This window comes from Roseburia sp. AM51-8 (genome assembly GCF_003478275.1).
Taxonomy (GTDB): Bacteria; Bacillota; Clostridia; order Lachnospirales; family Lachnospiraceae; genus Pararoseburia; species Pararoseburia lenta.
Window position 1 is genome coordinate 213,392 of record NZ_QUEY01000004.1, and the last position, 20,646, is coordinate 234,037.

The 20,646-nt window shown below is 46.2% G+C and carries 15 protein-coding genes and 2 pseudogenes; all 17 read right to left on the reverse strand.

Going from position 1 to position 20,646, the window contains the following annotated elements; all coding sequences use genetic code 11:
* Positions 1-120: 120 nt before the first annotated feature.
* The 17 genes and pseudogenes from leuB to DW996_RS13655 all read right to left on the reverse strand — a co-directional run bounded on the left by leuB (position 121) and on the right by DW996_RS13655 (position 20,645).
* Positions 121-1,227, reverse strand: coding sequence for a 3-isopropylmalate dehydrogenase (gene leuB, locus DW996_RS10235; protein ID WP_118282148.1), 1,107 nt, complete (start codon positions 1,225-1,227; stop codon positions 121-123).
* A gap of 215 nt (positions 1,228-1,442) precedes the next feature.
* Positions 1,443-2,759 (reverse strand): methyl-accepting chemotaxis protein, encoded by a 1,317-nt coding sequence (locus DW996_RS10240; protein WP_118535638.1) that lies wholly within the window; start codon positions 2,757-2,759, stop codon positions 1,443-1,445.
* A complete protein-coding gene (locus DW996_RS13035; RefSeq protein WP_158575319.1) occupies positions 2,744-2,917 on the reverse strand; it encodes a hypothetical protein in 174 nt (57 codons plus the stop codon). Before DW996_RS13035 ends, DW996_RS10240 begins: the two co-directional genes overlap by 16 nt.
* Positions 2,918-3,096: 179 nt before the next feature.
* The gene (locus DW996_RS10245; RefSeq protein ID WP_118282153.1) at positions 3,097-3,663 is read right to left on the reverse strand and encodes a GtrA family protein; all 567 of its coding nucleotides are present in this window, start codon (positions 3,661-3,663) and stop codon (positions 3,097-3,099) included.
* Between the two features lie 11 nt (positions 3,664-3,674).
* Positions 3,675-6,070: pseudogene (locus tag DW996_RS14895) on the reverse strand (beta-glucosidase).
* Between the two features lie 219 nt (positions 6,071-6,289).
* Positions 6,290-9,718, reverse strand: a complete 3,429-nt coding sequence (locus tag DW996_RS10255; protein ID WP_118282158.1) for a glycoside hydrolase family 3 N-terminal domain-containing protein — start codon at positions 9,716-9,718, stop codon at positions 6,290-6,292.
* Positions 9,719-9,834: 116 nt separating this feature from the next.
* Positions 9,835-11,217 (reverse strand): ATP-binding protein, encoded by a 1,383-nt coding sequence (locus DW996_RS10260; protein WP_118535640.1) that lies wholly within the window; start codon positions 11,215-11,217, stop codon positions 9,835-9,837.
* Positions 11,214-11,918: a LytR/AlgR family response regulator transcription factor gene (locus tag DW996_RS10265; protein ID WP_118535642.1), complete on the reverse strand. Its 705-nt coding sequence runs from the start codon at positions 11,916-11,918 to the stop codon at positions 11,214-11,216. Before DW996_RS10265 ends, DW996_RS10260 begins: the two co-directional genes overlap by 4 nt.
* 68 nt (positions 11,919-11,986) lie before the next feature.
* Entirely contained in the window at positions 11,987-13,279 is a 1,293-nt protein-coding gene (locus tag DW996_RS10270) for an O-acetylhomoserine aminocarboxypropyltransferase/cysteine synthase family protein (protein WP_118535644.1), read from the reverse strand.
* Positions 13,280-13,512: 233 nt separating this feature from the next.
* Positions 13,513-13,950 carry an RrF2 family transcriptional regulator gene (locus tag DW996_RS10275; RefSeq protein ID WP_118282168.1) on the reverse strand — a complete coding sequence of 146 codons (438 nt, stop codon included), beginning with the start codon at positions 13,948-13,950 and terminating at the stop codon, positions 13,513-13,515.
* 77 nt (positions 13,951-14,027) lie between these two features.
* On the reverse strand, positions 14,028-14,963 hold the full coding sequence (gene cysK / locus DW996_RS10280; protein ID WP_118535646.1) for a cysteine synthase A: 936 nt from the start codon (positions 14,961-14,963) through the stop codon (positions 14,028-14,030).
* Between the two features lie 315 nt (positions 14,964-15,278).
* Positions 15,279-15,455, reverse strand: coding sequence for a hypothetical protein (locus DW996_RS13045; RefSeq protein WP_158575321.1), 177 nt, complete (start codon positions 15,453-15,455; stop codon positions 15,279-15,281).
* A 166-nt stretch (positions 15,456-15,621) separates the two neighbouring features.
* Complete coding sequence (locus DW996_RS10290; protein WP_118282179.1) at positions 15,622-16,002, reverse strand: metal-dependent transcriptional regulator; 381 nt, start codon at positions 16,000-16,002, stop codon at positions 15,622-15,624.
* A gap of 259 nt (positions 16,003-16,261) precedes the next feature.
* Positions 16,262-16,600 (reverse strand): annotated as a pseudogene (locus DW996_RS10295) (hydrogenase maturation nickel metallochaperone HypA); the annotation flags it as partial.
* Between the two features lie 178 nt (positions 16,601-16,778).
* On the reverse strand, positions 16,779-19,652 hold the full coding sequence (locus tag DW996_RS10300; RefSeq protein ID WP_118282340.1) for an FAD-dependent oxidoreductase: 2,874 nt from the start codon (positions 19,650-19,652) through the stop codon (positions 16,779-16,781).
* Between the two features lie 89 nt (positions 19,653-19,741).
* Entirely contained in the window at positions 19,742-20,482 is a 741-nt protein-coding gene (locus tag DW996_RS10305) for a carbon monoxide dehydrogenase (RefSeq protein WP_118535650.1), read from the reverse strand.
* Positions 20,483-20,522: 40 nt separating this feature from the next.
* Positions 20,523-20,645 carry a hypothetical protein gene (locus DW996_RS13655; protein WP_279220162.1) on the reverse strand — a complete coding sequence of 41 codons (123 nt, stop codon included), beginning with the start codon at positions 20,643-20,645 and terminating at the stop codon, positions 20,523-20,525.
* Position 20,646 lies beyond the last annotated feature (1 nt).

The window sequence follows — 20,646 nt, forward strand, 5'->3', positions numbered from 1 at the left end:
CGTAGCCTCACTAAATTCGCTATCGCTCATTAAGTGACGACGTTTTTTAAAGGTCAGAATGCAAACAATCACACCTTATCATACGGCTGGATATACTAAAAATGATACTTCTTCCTTTATCTACTCCACGATGTAGCGGCAGATCAGATCACCCATCTCGGCGGTTCCGACCTGTGTGATGCCTTCCATGGATTCGCCTTCGCGCGGCATGATGTCGATCGTGCGATAGCCATCATGAAGGGCAGCTTTGACTGCCTGTTCAATGGCATCTGCCTCGGTATCAAGATCAAAACTGTATCGGAGCATCATGGCTGCACTCAGTATGGTTGCGATCGGATTGGCAATGCCCTTTCCTGCAATATCCGGTGCAGATCCGCCGGACGGTTCGTAAAGACCGAACTTGGTCTCATTTAAACTTGCGGATGAAAGCATACCAATGGATCCTGTCACCATGCTGGCTTCATCGGATAAAATATCGCCAAACATGTTTTCCGTTAAGATCACATCAAACTGCTTTGGATCTTTGACTAACTGCATTGCGCAGTTATCAACCAGCATATGCTCATAAGTGACTTCCGGGTAATCCTTTGCCACTTCCTCTACGACCTTGCGCCACAAACGGGAAGAATCCAAAACATTTGCCTTGTCAACACTGGTTACCTTCTTACGACGCTTCATTGCAATATCAAAGCCACGCTTTGCGATACGTCTGATCTCGTTTTCGTTATATGTAAGCGAATCATGTGCTGTTAAGACACCGTCTACTTCCTCTGTGCTTCTCTGACCGAAATAAAGTCCTCCGGTCAGTTCACGCATGATCATCATGTCAAAACCATCCCCGATAATATCATCGCGGAGCGGACATGCTGCCTTTAACTCCTCATACAGATATGCCGGTCTTAAATTTGCAAATAAATTCAGGGATTTGCGCAATTTCAAAAGTCCGGCTTCCGGTCTGAGTTCCGGTGCCAGTTTATACCATGGAGAAGTCGCGGTATTGCCACCGATCGAGCCCATCAATACGGCATCCGATGCCTTTGCCGCTGCGATCGCTTCATCGGTCAACGGTACGCCGGTTGCGTCAATCGAGCAACCTCCCATCAAAATATCTTCATAATGAAACGTATGTCCGTAAACCTGACTGATACGATCCAAGACTTTCTTTGCTTCCGAAACAATTTCCGGTCCGATTCCGTCACCACTGATGACGCCTACTTTGTATTCCATATTATTTTATGTCCTCCTTATCCCGAGCACACCTCCTATATTGTGTGGCAAAAACAACACATTTCATAGAAGATTCTATACTTTACTATAATAAAGTATTTACATATGCATTTCAATAAGAAGATTGCATAAAAAATGGATTTTTATGCACAAAAAAACAGATACGAGAGTTACATTTTCTGTAACTTTCGTATCCGTCCTATTTCAAAAAACTGCTATTCCTGCGCTGCTTCCCGCATCGCCTGTGAGATCTGGTCTATCTTTTCCAGATTGCGGTTCATATCCTGTAAAGTCGCCATGCTGTGATCACTGAGTGATAAAGCATTGTCCGAAGATGCCGCTACTTCCTGTGATGTGGCAGATAAATTAGCAATGCTGTCCGCGATCTTTGTATTTGCTGTCAGTACCTGCTCCACGGAAGTCGTTACATGACTGACACTCTCATTGAGTTCCTGGGTATTGGTCTGGATGCTGTTTAACTTATCTCCTGTAGATAAGATCTTTTCATTCTGACGTTCTGCATAATCCGTCGATTTTGTCATGCTCTGCGTTGCCGCGCCGACTTCTGTCGTCAGTTTGCTGATGATGGCACCAATCTGCTCCGTTGCTTCTTTGGTCTCCTCGGAAAGTTTGCGGATCTCATCTGCCACAACGGCAAATCCCTTGCCTGCTTCTCCTGCTCTTGCCGCCTCGATCGACGCATTGAGTGCCAGAAGATTGGTCTGGGAAGAAATACCAAGAATGGTCTCTGTGATGGCATCTACTTCCTTGATGCGGTCGTTCAGATTGTTGGTAGAAACACTTGCTTCACGATTGACGGAAGCGATCACCTTTGCCTGTTCTTCCAATGCATTGACCAGATCAACGCCCTCTTCTACCGCCTGTGCGGTCGTCTGCGACAGGTCATTCATCCGGTGTGCCTGTTCTTCTACCTTTTCCAAAATATTCTGGATATCCATGGTCTGGGCTGTCTGCGACTCAATGGCTTCTGCTGTAAGCCTTGTACTGTCTGCGATCTCATTGACCGAAGTATGACTGCTATCCATACTCTCATTTAACATCCGGGAGACATCCATTGCCTGATCAAACTGCTCTGTCAGTTCCTCGGAATGTTCCATGATCTCTTTTGCAATATTTGCCTGTCTTGCCGTGCGCTCCTGAATTTCCTCATAGGTCTCTGTCTGATGTCTTTCCCATTGCGCGCAGACTAAGAGTTCTGATGCTGCAGCAACAACGATCGCTGCCAACTGATAGCCCACATCTTCCTGCATCCCACTCAAGCCGTAATGCATGGCATAAAAAATATCAAATGCGATATTGCTGGCAATGGCAAAAAAGGATCCTACCTTGACCAGTTTGACCTTGCGATACATGAGGACCAAGACCGCGATCGGAAATATAACTACATAGCGCATAAAAATACCGCCTGTAAACAATTCGATCACATAATAAAGGAAAACAGAATAACAACTGAAATGATAGAAAATATCCTGATACTTAAACTTTCGATAAGCAATCACCTGTACCACCATGGCTGCCACCCCTGCCAAAAGTGCGGCGATACCCTTGGCATCAAAGCTACATCTATCATGCCCGTAAAGGACGATATCAGGAGTGCTCCTGTGATGATCATTCCGACAATAAATCCCGTACGGTTCTTTTCTCCTAACTGCTTTTCCTGTAATGTCATGCTAACCCCTCTTTTTGACTCGTTTTATCCAAAAGTTTCATGCACATATCATACGATATTGCCTGTATTTTCGCAATATTTCGTAGGAAATTTATACGTGTATTTCCTCGTCACCACAACAAAAATGGGCAGTATCCGAAGATACCGCCCTATATAAGGAAAGGATTTAATGAAAAAACTTAGTTATTCTTGGCTTCTCCCTCCGGGAAGATGATCTTATTTACGAAGAAGAAGACCACCATGGAAACGCCGCCGTTTAAGACAGTCGTTCCGATATTGTAAAGCCAATCCGGTACAAAGAGTGCTGCCACAGCAACCCAGATACAGTTGATGGAATTGACGATACAGGTAACGATACAAAATGCGATTAGATACCACAAGCCCTGATACCAGATATTTCCCTTACTGCGGAATACAAAACTTCTCTGGATCGGGAAGTTGATACATTCGCCGAGCACCATGGCTACCATATAAGCGCAGAAATATGGCAGTCCTCCGTGCTGAGCATCATATCCGATAATATTCCACTTGAATGTCTCTCCAAACAGGGTAATATCAATCCCCGGAAATCCAAAATCAATATTTGGCAGTCCGGCAAATGCCAATGGCAAAAACAATAACATCAAATACTTTAATACTGTGATCAGATTGCTGACGATCACAAACAAACCACCCTCGCGGATCCATTTGGACGCTCCGGGATGTTTTTCGGCAAATCCTGCCCATGCGTTTTTTACTGCGTTCATACTCTACTCCTTTATCCCTTAAAAATTGCTGCCAGGAAATGCCCCAGACCGATCATACCTCTGCCGTTGACCATTTCCACCAGTCCATCGATCATGTCCTCATTCATGGCTCCGCCCGTCATCTTGGAAAGCCCACGGAAGGGCATATTGTAAATAAATAAAATGTTTAGGTTTGGTTTTCCTTTTTTCTCACTTGCCTTCTTGATGCTGCGTAAGATAAAGCAGATAAATCTGGCAAGATAAGACTTGGCATAATACATCTGGCAAATGGCATCATTTTTATCCAATTTACCGGAAGTATCCCACTTTGCCGGCGGCAGATCGCGTCCATACAGATAAGCATATTCCTGATCGGATACTGCCTTGACCTGACCGTTCGCATAGGAAGGCAGGCACTTCATATCGTATGGAAGGGGCGCACCGGAAGACTCTTTTTCTATCTCTGCGCGCAGGCGGATATCCTCTACACTGGCTCCAATGTAGATCTGATAAGCACCCCCTTCGACTTCCCAGCCATTCGTCTTTACATTGTAGTAACGGAAGGTCTTATCATCAAATGGGATGGTCACCTGCTGACTTTCCCCCTTTTTCAAAAATACTTTGACAAAGCCCTTTAATTCCTTTTTCGGTCCAAACAGATGGCTGCGCTCATGCCCGACATACATCTGGGCGATCTCTGCACCATCGCACTCGCCTGTATTGGTGATCGTAAAGGTCACGCCACCTCCATCGACCGTCAGATCACTGTAGGCAAACGTCGTATAACTGAGCCCAAAGCCGAATGGGAATCGCACCTTAACTCCAGCCGTGTCAAAATAGCGGTATCCCATGTAAAGTCCTTCACGGTATTCACTGCTGCGCTCGATAGCCGGATAGTAAGATGTACTAGCCACATCCTCCAGACTGTAAGCATAAGTCTCATTCAACTTTCCGCTAGGACAAGTCGCTCCGGTCAAGACATCCAGCATAGCGGATGCTCCCGCCTGTCCGCCCAGATAACCGTGCACGATCGCAGCCACCCGGTCTGCCCAAGGCATTTCCACCGAGATCCGGCAGATAGAACAACCACCACATTTTTGTTGACCGCCGATACCTTTTCGATCAATTCAATCTGTGCCTGTGGCATACGCATATGGGTCCGGTCCAGACCTTCCGATTCACTGATCTCATCCAGCCCCACACAAAGCAATACGATATCCGCACGTTTCGCCAGTTCCTTTGCTTCTTCTAAAAGTCTTGCGTCTGTCTTTTTGTTGCGCACATAGCCTCTGGCATAGTCCAGATAATTGACCGGATAATTCGCGATCAGATCCAGAATATTCTCCGGCTCCTTAGTCGGATTGACCAGAGATGATCCTGCGCCCTGGTAACGCGGTGTCTTGGCAAAATCTCCGATCACTGCGACCGTCTTGTCTTTGGCAAGCGGCAGGATCTTTCCCTCATTTTTCAAAAGGACAATGCTCTGTGCGGCTGCGCATCTGGCAAAATCATGATGCTTTTTGACATCAAAGCCCTTGCCCTCATGCTGTGCCGTCGCCTCATGTGTGGCAAAAACAACACGTAAAAGTTCATCTACGCGCTGATCCAGAATCTGCTCCTCCAGACGTCCCTCCTGCACAGCACGGACGATCTGCTTTGCCCCCATCTTTCCGGTGGAAGGCATTTCCAGATGAGAGCCCTGTCGCACGCCCTCGACGTGATCATTACTTCCGCCCCAATCCGATACGACCATGCCGTCATACTGCCACTCACCATACAGTATGTCGCCCAGCAGATGTTTGCTCTCATTTGCATAGGTGCCGTTGATCTGATTGTAGGCGGTCATAATGCCCTTTGCCCTGCCCTCTTTGACAGCGATCTCAAAGCCTGTCGTGTAAAGTTCGCGGAAGGTTCTCTCGTCTACCACAGAGTCCATCGCCATACGGCGTTCTTCCTGTGAATTAGCCGCAAAATGCTTCGGGCAGGCTGCTACTCCTTTGCTCTGGATGCCTCGGATATATGCCGCAGCCATCTTTCCTGCCAGATAAGGATCCTCTGCAAAATATTCAAAATTACGTCCACAGAGGGGGCTTCGCTTCATGTTCAGTCCCGGTCCAAGTACCATGTTCACACCAAGAGTTGCTGCCTCCTCGCCCAGACATTCGCCCAGTTTTTCGCCAAGCGATGTATCCCAACTGTTCGCCATAGTCGCCGCTGTCGGGAAACAGGTTGCCGGCAGGGAAGCATTGAGTCCCAGATGATCTCCTGCCCCCGCCTGCTTACGCAGTCCGTGCGGGCCATCGGATAAAAACATGGCTGGGATGCCCATTTTCTTATAATCCTTGGTACGCCAGGTGTCCTGTCCTGACATCATGGATGCCTTTTCCTCCAGCGTCATTTTGGAAATGATTTCCTGATACTGTAACATATCCTTCTTCCTCTCATCCTCTTTGTTGATGCTATCATAACATGTTTTTTTGTCCTTGCTATCTTTATGGCACAATCTGTATCTTTTGCGTCATAAATTGCAACTTTCTTTCCTAGTTAGAATAAAGCATTCCGCAGGCAATCGTTTGTACTTATGTTTTCAATTTTGTAAAAAGGGCATCGCCATAGAAAAGCGACACCCTTTTTTCAAACTTTCTAACTATTCTTCAAAAGACATCTGGCTTGGATTTGCATCATCCAGATAAGCCGTTCTCTCAGCACCATATTGGGCAAAGAAATCTTCTTTTTCTGTCATAACACCACCTGGTAATTCAATCGGGTATTCATCGATGCTATCTGTATCATACGACAAATTGTATCCTCCAACATCAGAATAACTATTGTAAACAATACGTGTTGCCTCTGACAACTTACATGCCGTTGCTCCGTCAGAAGAATCTCCCTTTTCATATGTACCATATGTCGTCACAGAGGTATGCCCAAGAAGCATATCATACGCAAATGTTGCCTCTGTCATCACCATCTCATATGTACCATCTTCCTTCAGGGTCAACTGATATTCATCATAATCGGTTCCGCCATAGGAATTTTCCTTATCTTCACCAAAAATGTATACACTACCCTTTGCCGCACCAGCATCAGATGCAGCGGAATTTCCTGCATTGCCGGAAGACTTGGATCCTCCAAGGAACTTAACACCCAGTCCACCGACCAAAAGACCAACGATCACTGCGACGATCACTAAAACAACAACTTTATTCTTCTTCACAATATCATCTCCTTCTTCTTCCTGCTTTGGCAGACTCTTTGCATATTTTGCCCAACGGATGCTGGTCAAGATGATCAAAAGTCCACAAATACCAAAGACAATAATATCTAAGATTATCAGTGCGATCTCCCATGGTGCCTTCTGGCTTGCCACCGTTCCGTCATCGGAAACGCTGTCCATGGCATTGGATGTACCAACTGCATAGATCACATTCTTTGCAGCGCGTGCCACATTGTTCATAACAGTCGCATTGGATGTCCAGTCTGTCGTACTTCCATCTTCCTCTGCGTAGGAATCCAGTGCCCAGTAACTCTTGTTGGTGTTCAGCCACAGGTCGGTTCCTGCCGCAAGACCGGATACGATATCCTGATAGAACATTGCCGGTACGGAAGCCTGGTCTGTGATGACCATACCTTCAAATCCCCATTCACCACGGAGTACATTGGTCATAAGTCCCTTGTGTGCGCCGACCCAACGGGCACCGATACGGTTCATACCAGCCATGGCTGCGTTGGTATTTCCGATCGTAACGGTATATTCAAATCCCTTTAAGTAAATTTCACGGATTGCCTGCTCATTTGCAAACATAGCACCGCCATAACGGTTGGTCTCCTGATCGTTCAAAGCAAAGTGCTTCATATAAGTGATAACGCCTTTTTCTCTTGCGCCCTTAACCTCATTTCCTGCCAACTGACCGGAAAGGAAGCCATCCTCTGAGAAGTATTCAAAGTTACGTCCGCTGTACGGAGAACGATGAATGTCAACACCCGGTGCATACCAGCCGGCAACGCCTGTGTTGATAGAGTCCTCGCCAAGGCTGAGTCCCATTTCATACAAAAGATCTGTATTCCAGGTACAAGCCATCACGGCTTCTACCGGATATGCCATAGCAGACTGTCCACCGACCAGTGTTCCGGAAATACCGGAGGTACCGTCTTTATCTGTGGTTGCCGGAAGTCCGATATCATCTGCCTGAATGGTTGCATAACCACCCTGACGTACCAGTTGCATTGCGCGGTCTGCGGATAATTCGCTGACAAGTTCTGACCAGATCTCATCATCATAAGATGCATCCTTTGCATCGGATACCTTTTTATCACTATCCTGCTCAAATTCCGGCATAGCACTGCCGTCATTTACCACGTCGTCGCTTCGATCCCATTGCAGATCAGAAAGCAAGGCATCACTTGCCGTCATGTTTCCATCTGCATAAGTGCTTGGGAATGATCCACTCCAGTCACTTCTGGTAAGATAAGCAAAGGAATCATCATAGTAACGGATATCGACATCTGCAAACTGGTTTGTGATGTCATTTCCTGTTTCCGTAGATTTCGCATAAGTTGTAGTATCCAGCGTATCTACAGTCGTCTTATAAGTCATATCCGCATTGCCGTCTGCATCCATACCATTTTCTGTGGTATAGCCCTTGGCTGCTAAGATATTATTGAGTGCCTCATGTGCATCGCTTGCTGCCGTAAAATAATAATCTCCGGCATCTACCACATAGGTCTTTGCATTTGCGGCATCATAGGCTTTCATGACTTCTTTATCCACCGATACGGTAACTGTCTGGTCTTTGCCCGGTTCGATGGAATCTGTCTTTGTAAATCCGACCAGTTCTACGGCTGATTTTTCAATACCGTTTTCCTTGTCATAGTCGGTATATGGCGACTGCATGTAGACTTCTACGACATCCTTGCCTGCCACATCCCCAGTATTCTTTACGGTCACACTGACTTCGTATGTATCGCCCTTATCCTCTACGGAATAATCAGACCACTTGAAGTCGGTGTAGGAAAGTCCATAGCCAAATGGGAACTGTACGGTAGAAGTGTAGTCATAATCGCCTGCATTTCCGCTTCCCATCACGGCATCTTCGTAACGTGTCTCATAATAACGATAGCCGACATAGATACCCTCAGAATAAACAGTATATTTGTTGCCATTTGTCACATCACTGTTGGTGATGGTAAAATCACCAATGTTTTCTATGGATGGCGCACTCTGGGAATCATAGGCATAGGTATCTGCTAAATGTCCTGAGAAGTTAGTCTTTCCGGCAAGTGCTTCTGCAACAGCCTTGATACCTTCCTGACCAACACCGCCGACCCATACACAAGCCTTGACATTCTTGTAGGCTTCGTCATTTAAAAAGCCCAGTTCCATGGCATTGTTGGCATTGACAAGCACAACAACATTATCAAAATTCTGACAAGCCATGGTCAGCATGTCTCTTTCATCCTGATCCAGTTCCAGATATTTGTAGCCGCTTGCCAGTGGCTCGGTTGGGATATCTGCACTCTCGCCGCCACTGCGTCCGATACAAACGATGGCTGCATCATTGTAATCCTTGAAACTGTCTTTCACATCATCTGTGTAGACGCTTGCCGGCACTTCGTTTACGGCAAACTCGCCTGCGCCGGTCTCATCCGGTACGCTCTTGCGGTAATCCTTACCGGCACCGCTGTCATAGAAATCCCATAAGGTTTCATTGACTTCAAAACCGGATGCTTCCATCGCCTTTTTCAAATTAAGAGCCTGGGAAGTATCAACCGAGCCGGAACCGGAACCGCCATAGACAAAGTCTACGGAATCCTGTCCCAGCAAAGATACCTTTGCGCCTTCTTTTAATGGCAATCCGTCCTCATTTTTCAAAAGAACCATGCCCTCTTCCTCAATGGTCTGGCAGACTTTTGCAGATTCATCTGTCGTAACCACATCGGAACCACTGGTGTAGACCGTAATCAGATCTTTATACAAAGATGCGTAATAATTGCCGATGGCAAGTGCAACGATCAATACACCACACACAACATAAGTCACTATGGACTTTGTTTTGCTAAATGGTTTTGTCTTCATTGTTTCCTCCTCCTTTTAAGCCTTTGGCTCAATCTTTCTATGCCTACCATAATAAAAAAAGCCAGCACCCTACAAGGGGTCTGCACATCTGACCGATTTCTGACATATTTGGCAGATTATCTATGTTCCGCTTCTTTATAAAGGCGCAAAAATTCCGCCGGCATAGGCAGGAGGATCTGCAGGGTAAACATATTATCGGCGACCGAGGTTGCCATGGAACCGCCGTATTTTTTAGCGATATGCCGCATACTCTTCATCCCAAAGCCGTGATAATCTTTGTTGCGCTTAGTCGTGATCGGCAGCCCGTCCGCAAAGGCTACCTTTTCCTCACAATAATTGTTGATCTGGATACTAAGGAAATCCCCGACCGCCCGGATGGTCAGGCTGATGATACGCTTGTCGGTATCCTGATACTTGCTGACATTTTCTATGGCATTATCCAGAGCGTTTCCCAGCAATGCATAAATATCCAGTGTCGACATAAAATCCAGATGACTGGCATCCACGATACAGGACAGGCGGATATCACGCCTGCCACAGATCAGGGTCTTCTCGGAAATAATGGTATTTACCACCTCATTTCCGGTCTCGACAACGGCATCATAGATACCGATGGCATCCTCCAGTTCCCGGATATAATCACTGCGCTCCCCTTCGCTGACATGCTCTAAGGCACGGATCTGGTGCTTGAGGTCATGGCACTTGTGATTGATGGTCTCGATATTTTCCCTGGAGAGTTCGTACTGGCGTTTTCTCTCATATAAGAGGTGCTCCACGATCTCCTTTTCCTGATTGATATTGCGGATCTGCAAGATCCCATGCTGCACCCAGAGAAGCAGGATACAGATCAGAAAATCTACCGTTGCCCCCTGATAATTTACATGATCATAGGTATTGGAATTGCTCACGAAAATTGCCTGACACATAAAGGTTGCCAGATAGACGATGCCAAACAACATCCCACAAAAGGCGATATTGCTTGGATTATCTTCAAAGAGCCGCCCACCACTATCCTTTAGTTTCTGATGAAAGACCTTGTAAAAAATAAAATAAAAGAGCGCTGTTGTAAAGATACACATAAGTCCGTAATCCCATAGTCTTTCCAACAAAATCTTGCAGACACCGCGCGCGATCACTTCATTGATGATGACATATTCAATGTGCTGCAGACTGTAGGCTCCCGCGCACAAGAACATGGCATCCGCCTTGCTCAGATCAAAACTGTAATAAATATAGAGGATGGTTCCCGCGGACAAAAGGACATACCACAAAATATTTACGGCATTGATCCAGATCCCCGATACCTGTTTGGTCAGATCCAATACATAGGTCACATAAATCCCTGCGGACAGACTAAAGACCAGCCAGCCCACCGGCAGCAGCCATTTCCCGGTCGTACGCTTCTTGGTAAAACAGGCGGCAAAGAGGATCTCTGCCAAAAGCAGTTCCCAGATAAAGCGGAGTTCTTCAAAGACATCCAGTGCAGAAATTTCCATCATGCCATACCTCCGATATATCTGGTCAAGGCATCCACAAAGGCTGTCTTTTTGTTGCGGCTGATCGGCAGTTGGTCAGACCCTACCGTAACCGTATTTCCATGGAGACAGGCTACCTTTGCAAGATTGACTAGGTAAGATTGGTTACAACGGACAAAATGATAGCGTTCCAGTTCTTCCTCAGCCTCTTTCATGGCGCCGCGTACTTCATAGACCTGCCCGGTCGTATGGTATTGCAGATAATGACGGATAACCTCGACATACAGGATGTCCTCGATCGCCACCGGCTGTATACCATCTGTCGTCTGCAGCATCATCTGCTTTTTCTCATGCCGCCCCATATAGCGCATTGCCTTTTTCATCTTGAGGGCAAACTCCTGATAGCCCAGCGGCTTGATGACATAATCGATTGCCTCGACCTCGTAGCCATGCAGGGCATACTGTGCCATATTGGTAATAAACATAAGCAGGACTTCCTTGTCATCCTGTCGGATCCTGCGCGCCAGAGAAATGCCGTCCATGCCCGGCATTTCCACATCCAGAAGGATCAGGTCTGCATCCTTTTGATAATGCTCCAAAAAATCCTCCGGACTTTCATAGACTTGTGCGATCACGCTGACCTTCTGCTCTTTTTCAAAAGTTTTCAGATAATCAGCGATCTCATCCCGCATCTTTTTTTCATCATCTACTACGACTACTCGCATACGTTTCTTCCTTTTCTTACACTGCAAAAGAGGTGCCGCTTTTGCGACACCTCTTATTCTATCATGGATTATTTTACTTTTGCAAATGCCTGATCCAGATCTGCGATAATATCATCGATATGCTCGGTACCGATAGACAAGCGGATCGTATTTGGCTTGATGCCCTGATCTGCTAATTCTTCCGCTGACAACTGTGAATGTGTTGTTGTTGCCGGATGGATCACAAGGCTCTTTACGTCTGCTACATTTGCAAGCAGTGAGAAGATCTCCAGATTGTCGATAAACTCATGTGCTTCCTTCTGTCCGCCCTTGATCTCGAAGGTAAAGATAGAACCGCCACCATTCGGGAAGTACTTCTCATAGAGATCATGCTGTGGATGATCCGGCAGAGAAGGATGGTTTACATGCTCAACCTGCGGATGCTTTGACAGATATTCAACCACTTTCTTGGTATTCTCTACATGACGCTCGATACGGAGTGACAATGTCTCTGTTCCCTGTAATAAAAGGAAAGCATTGAACGGAGAAATGGTTGCTCCTGTATCACGAAGCAGGATGGCTCTGATGTAAGTAACAAAAGCTGCCGGACCTGCTGCATCTACGAATGAGATACCATGGTAACTTGGGTTTGGCTCAGCGATCGGCGCATATTTGCCGCTTGCCTTCCAATCGAAAGTACCACCATCAACGATCACACCACCAAGGCTGGTGCCATGTCCTCCGATGAACTTGGTTGCGGAATGAACAACGATATCTGCACCATGCTCGATCGGACGAATCAGATAAGGTGTTCCGAAGGTATTGTCGATCGCAAGCGGAAGACCATGCTTGTGTGCGATCTCTGCGATAGCATCGATATCAGGAATATCTGAATTTGGATTTCCTAAGGTCTCGATAAAGATGGCTGTGGTATTGTCTTGGATAGCACCCTCTACTTCTGCAAGATTGTGAACATCTACGAAAGTTGTCTCAATGCCGTAAAGTTTCAGGGTATGTGCTAAAAGGTTGTAACTTCCACCATAGATGGTCTTCTGTGCTACGATATGGTCGCCTGCTTTAGCAAGTGCCTGGATCGTATAAGTGATGGCTGCTGCACCGGATGCAACGGCAAGACCTGCCACACCACCTTCCAGGGCTGCGATACGATCTTCAAATACACTCTGGGTTGAATTGGTAAGTCTTCCATAAATATTACCTGCATCTGCCAATCCGAAACGATCAGCGGCATGCTGTGAATTGCGGAATACATAAGATGTTGTCTGGTAGATCGGAACGGCTCTTGCATCGGTTGCCGGGTCTGCTTCTTCCTGTCCTACGTGTAACTGTAATGTCTCAAATCTGTATTTTCTTTCTTCACTCATTTTCATTTTCTCCTTTAAATCTGTTCTTGGTTTTTACTCGCTCTTTCTTATCTTATCTCTGCCTTGCGGCAACATCGCCAGGAACACATTCGAAAATGAACCAATTCATCAAAATAATTCATGATCTTTTCCTCTCCCTATATTCATACTAACTTACTAGGAATTGTGATGTTAGAATCATATCCTATAATTCCTAGTATGTCAATAGGTTTTAGGACTTTTTCAAAAAAACTTTAAATGACATAATTATTCGCCATCATTCCCTGTTCTTCCTCGACAAGGTCAGCCAGCGTCGTGTTGTCGATCACGCTGCTGATGGCGGCATCCAGTTTCTTCCAAAAATGCAGTGTCACGCAGTTGTCCGCACGATCACACTGATTGATGTCATCTGCCAAGCATGCGACCGGCACCATATCTCCTTCTGTCAGGCGCAGGATCTGACCCATTGTGTAATCTTTTGGATCACGTGTCAGGACGTAACCGCCCTGGGGTCCACGGATCGATCTGACAAAGCCTGCCTTATTTAAAATAGATACCACCTGTTCCAGATACTTGTCTGAAATCCCCTGTCTTCCAGATACATCCTTGATGCGTACCGGCTCACCAGTATTGTGGAGTGCCAGATCTAACATAAAACGAATGGCGTATCTGCCTTTTGTTGAAACTCTCATATGAACCTCTTTTTCTATCAATAAATCTAATGTCCTGCCGCAAGTGCGACAGGACAACAACATACAAACCGATGCGATTAGTCTGCGAATAACGGTGTAGACAAATATCTATCACCAGAATCCGGAAGAAGTACCACGATATTCTTCCCCTTGTTTTCTTCTCTCTTCGCCACAATCGTAGCTGCCTTTAGTGCTGCGCCGGAAGAGATTCCAACCAGAACGCCCTCCGTTACTGCAAACTTTTTACCCTCAATAAATGCATCCTCATTCTCGATTGGAATGATTTCATCATAAATGCTTGTATCCAAAGTATCTGGTATAAATCCTGCACCAATTCCCTGAATCTTGTGTGCGCCGGCCTTACCTGTGGAAAGAACTGCACTTGTTGCAGGCTCTACTGCGATCACCTTTACATTCGGATTCTGCTCCTTTAAGTAAGCACCAACACCGGAGATGGTTCCACCCGTACCAACACCGGCAATGAAGATATCCACAGCCCCATCTGTCTGTTTCCATATTTCCGGACCTGTTGTAGCTTTGTGCGCAGCCGGATTTGCCGGGTTCACAAATTGTCCTAACACAATCGAATCTGCAATCTCGTTCTTTAACGCTTCCGCTTTTTCAATGGCTCCCTTCATTCCCTTAGCGCCTTCGGTCAAAACAAGTTCTGCCCCATAGGCTTTTAAAAGATTACGACGCTCTACACTCATCGTATCCGGAAGGGTAATAATCGTGCGATATCCCCTTGCTGTCGCAACTGCGGCAAGTCCAATTCCTGTATTCCCGGAAGTAGGCTCAATAATGGTCGCGCCTTCCTTCAAAAGGCCTTTGTTCTCCGCATCCTGAATCATCGCAAGTGCCACACGATCCTTCACAGAGCCCGCCGGGTTTAAGTACTCCAACTTTGCTAGGATGGTTGCGTCCTTGACACCGACTGCCTCGGTGTAACGATTTAATTTCAAAATAGGTGTGTTACCGATCAATTCTACTGCACTGTTCTTAATGTCTGCCATTTGCTTTTCCTCCTACAAATCCTGTCTGCTCATATCCGCTGATGCAGGCAACTAAGTATCAACATGTTTCATTTCATCACAAAATTCACAATTCCTATATTCCTAGTCAAATAGTAGGTTTTCTATGATTTGTAGTTTAAAGGATAGGATTTTATTTGTCAATACCTTTCTTTACCTTATCTCTGGCTTCTTTATACTCCTGCCTGTCCATCGGATAGATATAGCCACAACTTTCACACATAATGCCGCGTTCCTTTTCAATATTTACAACCGGTATCCAAAATAAAGTGCCCTGGTTTAAGTGGCGGCACAAGGTCATATATGCATCGTGTCCACAGTTTTTGCAAATACCTCCTCCTCCATTTCCCTCAACTGGGCTTTGATGCGCTTCTTCTTGGTTCCAGCTGTGCCAAACATCAGTATTGCAACAAAGGCAAAAATACCAGCCGCCAGAAGATATACATCCCCTTCGCTGTCTCCAATGCCCAGCAAAGCAAAAAAAAGCCATCCAATGCCACGATTATGAAGTTGGCACTGGACGACTTTCGTCTTTTTCTTCGATTGTTCTTATCCCCTGTCTCATCTTCTGCCTCTACTTCTCTGCTAAACCAACGTCAACTTACCCAGTTTAGCGCCGTAAGCGATGCAAGACCACAATCTAAAGTTGAAGTTTACTCTGAATCAGTTTCTTTACAGCATCAAAACTCTCCTTGCTAATGACATGCTCAATACGACAGGCATCTTCCAAAGCAATTTCTTTCGGAACCCCCAGGGCCATGAGTCCCTGTGAGATCATTTCATGGCGTTCGTAAATCATCTCTGCAATCTCACGTCCTGCATCTGTAAGATAAATATATCCTGCATCTGTTACCGTAATCTGCTCCTTTTCACGCAGATTTTTCATTGCAATACTGACACTTGACTTTTTGAAATCCAGTTCATTTGCAATATCAACTGCTCGGACAACCGGTAATCTCTTACTAAGAATCAAAATGGTTTCCAAATAATTCTCAGCTGATTCATTAATAAATGTTCGCATACAATTCCAACCTCCTAAAATCTATGACTGACTCTGAGAGTAGCAAATAATCTTTTTCAAATGATTCTGATGTAAAAACTCTTTAGATATGACTATCATAACATATTTAGGATAGCAGGTGAAGTTATTTCTATGCTTCCTTTTACTCTGCTACTGTTTCATCTGCGATCGGCATGGCACCGTTATCCTCGTGTGCGATTTCCTCTAATGCCTCGCTTTCGGCCTCTGCATCCGCATTCTCCTCGCAGTCCTCATCATAAACTACGATCTCCCTGATCGCATGTTCATTTCCCTGCACCAGATAGGTATGCTCACTTCCGCAGTACGGACAGATCTTTCCGTGTTCTACCGTACCGTAAGTCTTTTCGCAGTCCTCACAGAAAGTAACTGCCGGGATCATCTCCACTTCCAACTGGCAATCCTTTAAGATCTCACTCTTGGTACACTTCCACTTCCAGCAGTCCTCCAGATAGGACGGAATGACGGTAGATACTTCTCCGATCTCTAAGACAACCTTGGCAACATGATTGACATGGTTTTCCACTGCCAGAGATTCTACTTTCTTTGCAATATGAAATACGATTCCTAATTCATGCATGTTCTTTTCCTCTTTAATCTCCATATTCCCCGGACAAGCGCAGTTTCTCATCCCCGCCTGCCTCGTAAGGCATCCGCATCTTGCAGACGCTGTACCAGTATAACATATCAGCCGCCTACTTGCATCCTTTTACGCAGGTAGACGCTGATTATCACCATATTTTTATTTCTGGTAAAAATTATTTGTTCTGCATTGCCTCTTTATGCGCCTTGATCGCAGCCTTTTCCTCTGCTGTCTTTGGTGCAAAGACAATCTTAACGGCACGCTTCAACTCATAAGGAATGATAGCCTTGAACTTGTCTTCTGCTGTCACCATGGTTGAGCACTCTGGGTGATCTCTGTGGAGTGTGATAGCATCAAATGCACACTTGGTCGTACATACACCACAACCGATACACTTGTTGGCATCTACGATCGTAGCACCACAGCCTAAGCAACGGGAAGTCTCGATCTTGACCTGTTCCTCGGTAAGTGCGATATGCGCATCCTTGAAGGACTTGTTGCCAAGTGTCTCGTCAAATCCTTCTGACTGACGGGAAGAATTGTCGTAACTCTCTACTAAGATATCATCCTTGTTGAGTTCGATGAATTCCCACTTGTTACGTCCGATGGTCATATGACCATTCTGCACATATCTATGTAAGGATTCAGATGCCCAGTGACCTGCTGCGATCGCATCGATTGCGAACTTCGGTCCTGTCATGACATCACCACCGATAAAGAGATCCGGTGCGCCCTGCACCTGATAGGTAAGTCCGTCTGCTACCAGAGCCGGTCCTCTGAATTCTACATCTTCGCTCTTTAAGAGATCGCCCCATACAGACTGCTGTCCTACGGCAAAGATCACGCGGTCACAGTCGATCGTGATGGTCTCGCTTTCGTCATATTTTGGAGCAAATTTCTTGCGTCCGTCTACTTCTTCAAATACAGATACGCACTTCTTAAAGATGATGCCGGATACCTTTCCGTCTGTAACGAGAACCTCCTTTGGTCCCCATCCACACTTGATGGTAACACCATCTTCACCTGCTTCTCTTACCTCTTCATCAGATGCAGGCATTTCCTTCTCTGACTCCAAGCAAAGCTGTGTAACTTCTGAAGCACCGTTTCTTGCGCTGACACGAGCTGCATCGATAGCAACATTACCACCGCCGACAACAACAACCCTGCCATTGTAGTCTGCACCACCGCAGTTTGCATTCTTCAGGTAATCAATGGCTGTAAAGGTGCCTTCTGCATCATCCCCCGGTACACCAGGACGACGGCCTGCAGAGCATCCGATAGCAATATAGAATGCCTTGTAGCCCTGTGCACGAAGTTCGTCTAAGGAGATATCCTTACCAACTTCTACGCCGGTCTTGATCTCAACGCCCATCTCGCGCATGATGTCGATCTCAGCCTCGATGACGTCTTTTTCCAACTTGTAAGATGGAATACCATAGCGAAGCATACCGCCGGCATTCTCGTTCTTCTCAAATACGGTTGGCTTGTAGCCTCTCTCTGCCAAGTAGAATGCGCAGGAAAGTCCGGCTGGTCCACCACCGATGATAGCGATCTTTTCTTCCCATCCGTTCTTGTGGATGCTGGCTGGAACAACGATCGGAGGAACGTATCTGGTATCCGCATGCAGATCGCGCTCTGCGATGAAACGCTTTACTGCATCGATAGCGATCGGTTCGTCAATGGTTCCTCTGGTACAAGCATCCTCACAACGTCTGTTACAGATACGTCCGCAGACAGCCGGGAATGGATTCTGCTTTTTGATCAGTGCCAGAGCCTCTGTGTACTCACCCTGTGCTGCCTTCTTTAAGTATCCCTGTACCGCGATATGTGCAGGACATGCTGTCTTACATGGAGCAGTACCGGTCTTGTGGGAATTGATACGGTTGTTGTCTCTGTAATCCGGGTCATAGTATTCCTTGCCCCATTTTACCTTATCCGGAAGCAACTGCTTTGGATAGGTCACTTCGGTTCCGTCTGCCTTGCAAAGTTTCTGTCCCAGTCTGGTTGCACCTGCCGGGCAATACTCTACGCAGCGTCCACAAGCCACACACTTGTCCTTGTCTACGTGTGCCACATAAGCGGAACGTGACATATTTGGTGTATTGAATAACTGTGATGTACGGAGTGCATTACAGATATTTACGTTACAGTTACAGATACCAAAGATCTTGTTCTCGCCATCGATATTGGTGATCTGATGTACGAAACCATTGTCCTCAGCACGTTGTAAGATCTCAAGTGCTTCTTCTTTTGTGATGTCATGACCCTTACCGGTCTCACGGCAGTAATCTGCGAAATCGCCGACACCGATACACCAGCCGTAATCATCATCTGCAACGCCTTCACCGATCGCCTTACGGGAAGCACGGCAGGAACAACGTCCTACACCGATCTTGCCTTCGTATTTAGACAGCCAATAAGATAATTTCTCGATGTCGATGGCCTCATTTTCCATAGAGATCGCTTTCTCTACCGGGATAACGTGCATGCCGACACCTGCACCACCAGGAGGTACCATCTGTGTAATACCATCCAATGGGATATAAGTCATACGCTCGAAGAAAGAAGCAACATCCGGGTGCTGTTCCAATCTAGGATTGCCCTTGACATCCCCCGGGATTTCTTCCATGTTGAAAAGTTCAGCAGAACCAGGTACAAACATCGGAAGTGTGTAGCGTCTTTCTGACTGTGGTGCTGTACGGCCATTGTGGTCATAATGATAGCCGTAATCATACTCCAAAAGTCCGATATAAGACATTTCATCCAATAACTTCTGGAAGCCTTCTTTCCCTTTTTCTGCTACCTTGTCTTTGTTCATTTCACAGAGTTGATCAAACGTGTAATGCACACGTCTTTTCATGGTAAGACCTACCTCTGCCATTTCCTCTGTAATGATCTCTGCGAGTCCCCAGTATTCCGGATCCTCTGCGGTAACGCCACCGATCATATGACCGGCAACATCTGTGATTCGCTTTCCTAAAGCGATGATCTTTGGACTTGGATTCTTGTCGCCTTTGTGATTCGCAGGCCACTCATTGTACTTATTCATGTCCATGTCTATACTCTCCTTTTCTCATTTCTTATTGCTTGTTTCTATTGTCTGCACCGATGCGGTGCTAAACATTCTCTTGTAATTACTTATGTATGTTCTTCGCTCATGCCAAAATGCATTTCCCGCAGACCCTCGACCTCGTCGCAGATCTCCTGTAAGCCACAGGAACCACAATCCATATTGACATCTTTTAGCATATGATCGATGGTCGCCGTGATCTGCTTGGTCTTTTTGAGCCCTTCCTGCAGACCGGCGTAATCAGCACCCGGATCTGTGATAAAGATGATCTTTACTGCCTCGACTTCCTTGTGCAGGTGGAGTGCCTTTTGCATGGCATTACCGATCGCTGTAAAATTCAGCCCCTGTTCCAGTGCATCTGCCGCCACGCGCACGCTCTCCCTGTCATTGGAAGATGAAACGCGAAGCATAAATCCCTTAGGGTAGATGTGGTAACGGAAGTAGCCGATGTTCTGGATGGTATTGTATAACTTGTCTCCCGTTCCAATACTATCCTCGGCAACACGTACCAGGGTGATCCTTGCATATGGGGTGTCTTCTGTGATCTGTGGCAGATCTTTTCCTATGAGGGTGATCTCATCCTCTCCTACCAGATCTGTCTCCGTCGTCACTAAGGTATTGCCCACGGCAGGAAGATTATGCCCGCCCAGTTCATATGCCATATCTGCCTGTAAGATCATCATTGCTTTTCCGGCATCCTGCCAGTCTCTGCTGATCGGATCTGCAGCGTCACCGACCGGAAGTTTCACGACATCCTGACCTGAAAGGTCAGTCAGAATGTCATTGATAATCTCATCATAAAGTCTCATAGATGTGTGTCTCTTTCTATCTTATCGTAATGCTTTAACATCAACGGTTCGATCGCTGCCGTAAGTTCATATCCAAGTTAAAGAAATATACGATAAAACTCAAAACAAAGAGGCAAACCAAAACGATCGCAATGATCAAAAGTACATGAAAAAATGTTGCCATA

Coding starts and splice junctions, on each gene's coding strand:
- leuB (WP_118282148.1), bottom strand. CDS start 1,227: ATGGAATACAAAGTAGGCGTCATCAGTGGTGACGGAATCGGACCGGAA.
- DW996_RS10240 (WP_118535638.1), bottom strand. CDS start 2,759: ATGGTGGTACAGGTGATTGCTTATCGAAAGTTTAAGTATCAGGATATT.
- DW996_RS13035 (WP_158575319.1), bottom strand. CDS start 2,917: ATGACATTACAGGAAAAGCAGTTAGGAGAAAAGAACCGTACGGGATTT.
- DW996_RS10245 (WP_118282153.1), bottom strand. CDS start 3,663: ATGAACGCAGTAAAAAACGCATGGGCAGGATTTGCCGAAAAACATCCC.
- DW996_RS10255 (WP_118282158.1), bottom strand. CDS start 9,718: ATGAAGACAAAACCATTTAGCAAAACAAAGTCCATAGTGACTTATGTT.
- DW996_RS10260 (WP_118535640.1), bottom strand. CDS start 11,217: ATGATGGAAATTTCTGCACTGGATGTCTTTGAAGAACTCCGCTTTATC.
- DW996_RS10265 (WP_118535642.1), bottom strand. CDS start 11,918: ATGCGAGTAGTCGTAGTAGATGATGAAAAAAAGATGCGGGATGAGATC.
- DW996_RS10270 (WP_118535644.1), bottom strand. CDS start 13,279: ATGAGTGAAGAAAGAAAATACAGATTTGAGACATTACAGTTACACGTA.
- DW996_RS10275 (WP_118282168.1), bottom strand. CDS start 13,950: ATGAGAGTTTCAACAAAAGGCAGATACGCCATTCGTTTTATGTTAGAT.
- cysK (WP_118535646.1), bottom strand. CDS start 14,963: ATGGCAGACATTAAGAACAGTGCAGTAGAATTGATCGGTAACACACCT.
- DW996_RS10290 (WP_118282179.1), bottom strand. CDS start 16,002: ATGCGAACATTTATTAATGAATCAGCTGAGAATTATTTGGAAACCATT.
- DW996_RS10300 (WP_118282340.1), bottom strand. CDS start 19,652: ATGAATAAGTACAATGAGTGGCCTGCGAATCACAAAGGCGACAAGAAT.
- DW996_RS10305 (WP_118535650.1), bottom strand. CDS start 20,482: ATGAGACTTTATGATGAGATTATCAATGACATTCTGACTGACCTTTCA.
- DW996_RS13655 (WP_279220162.1), bottom strand. CDS start 20,645: ATGGCAACATTTTTTCATGTACTTTTGATCATTGCGATCGTTTTGGTT.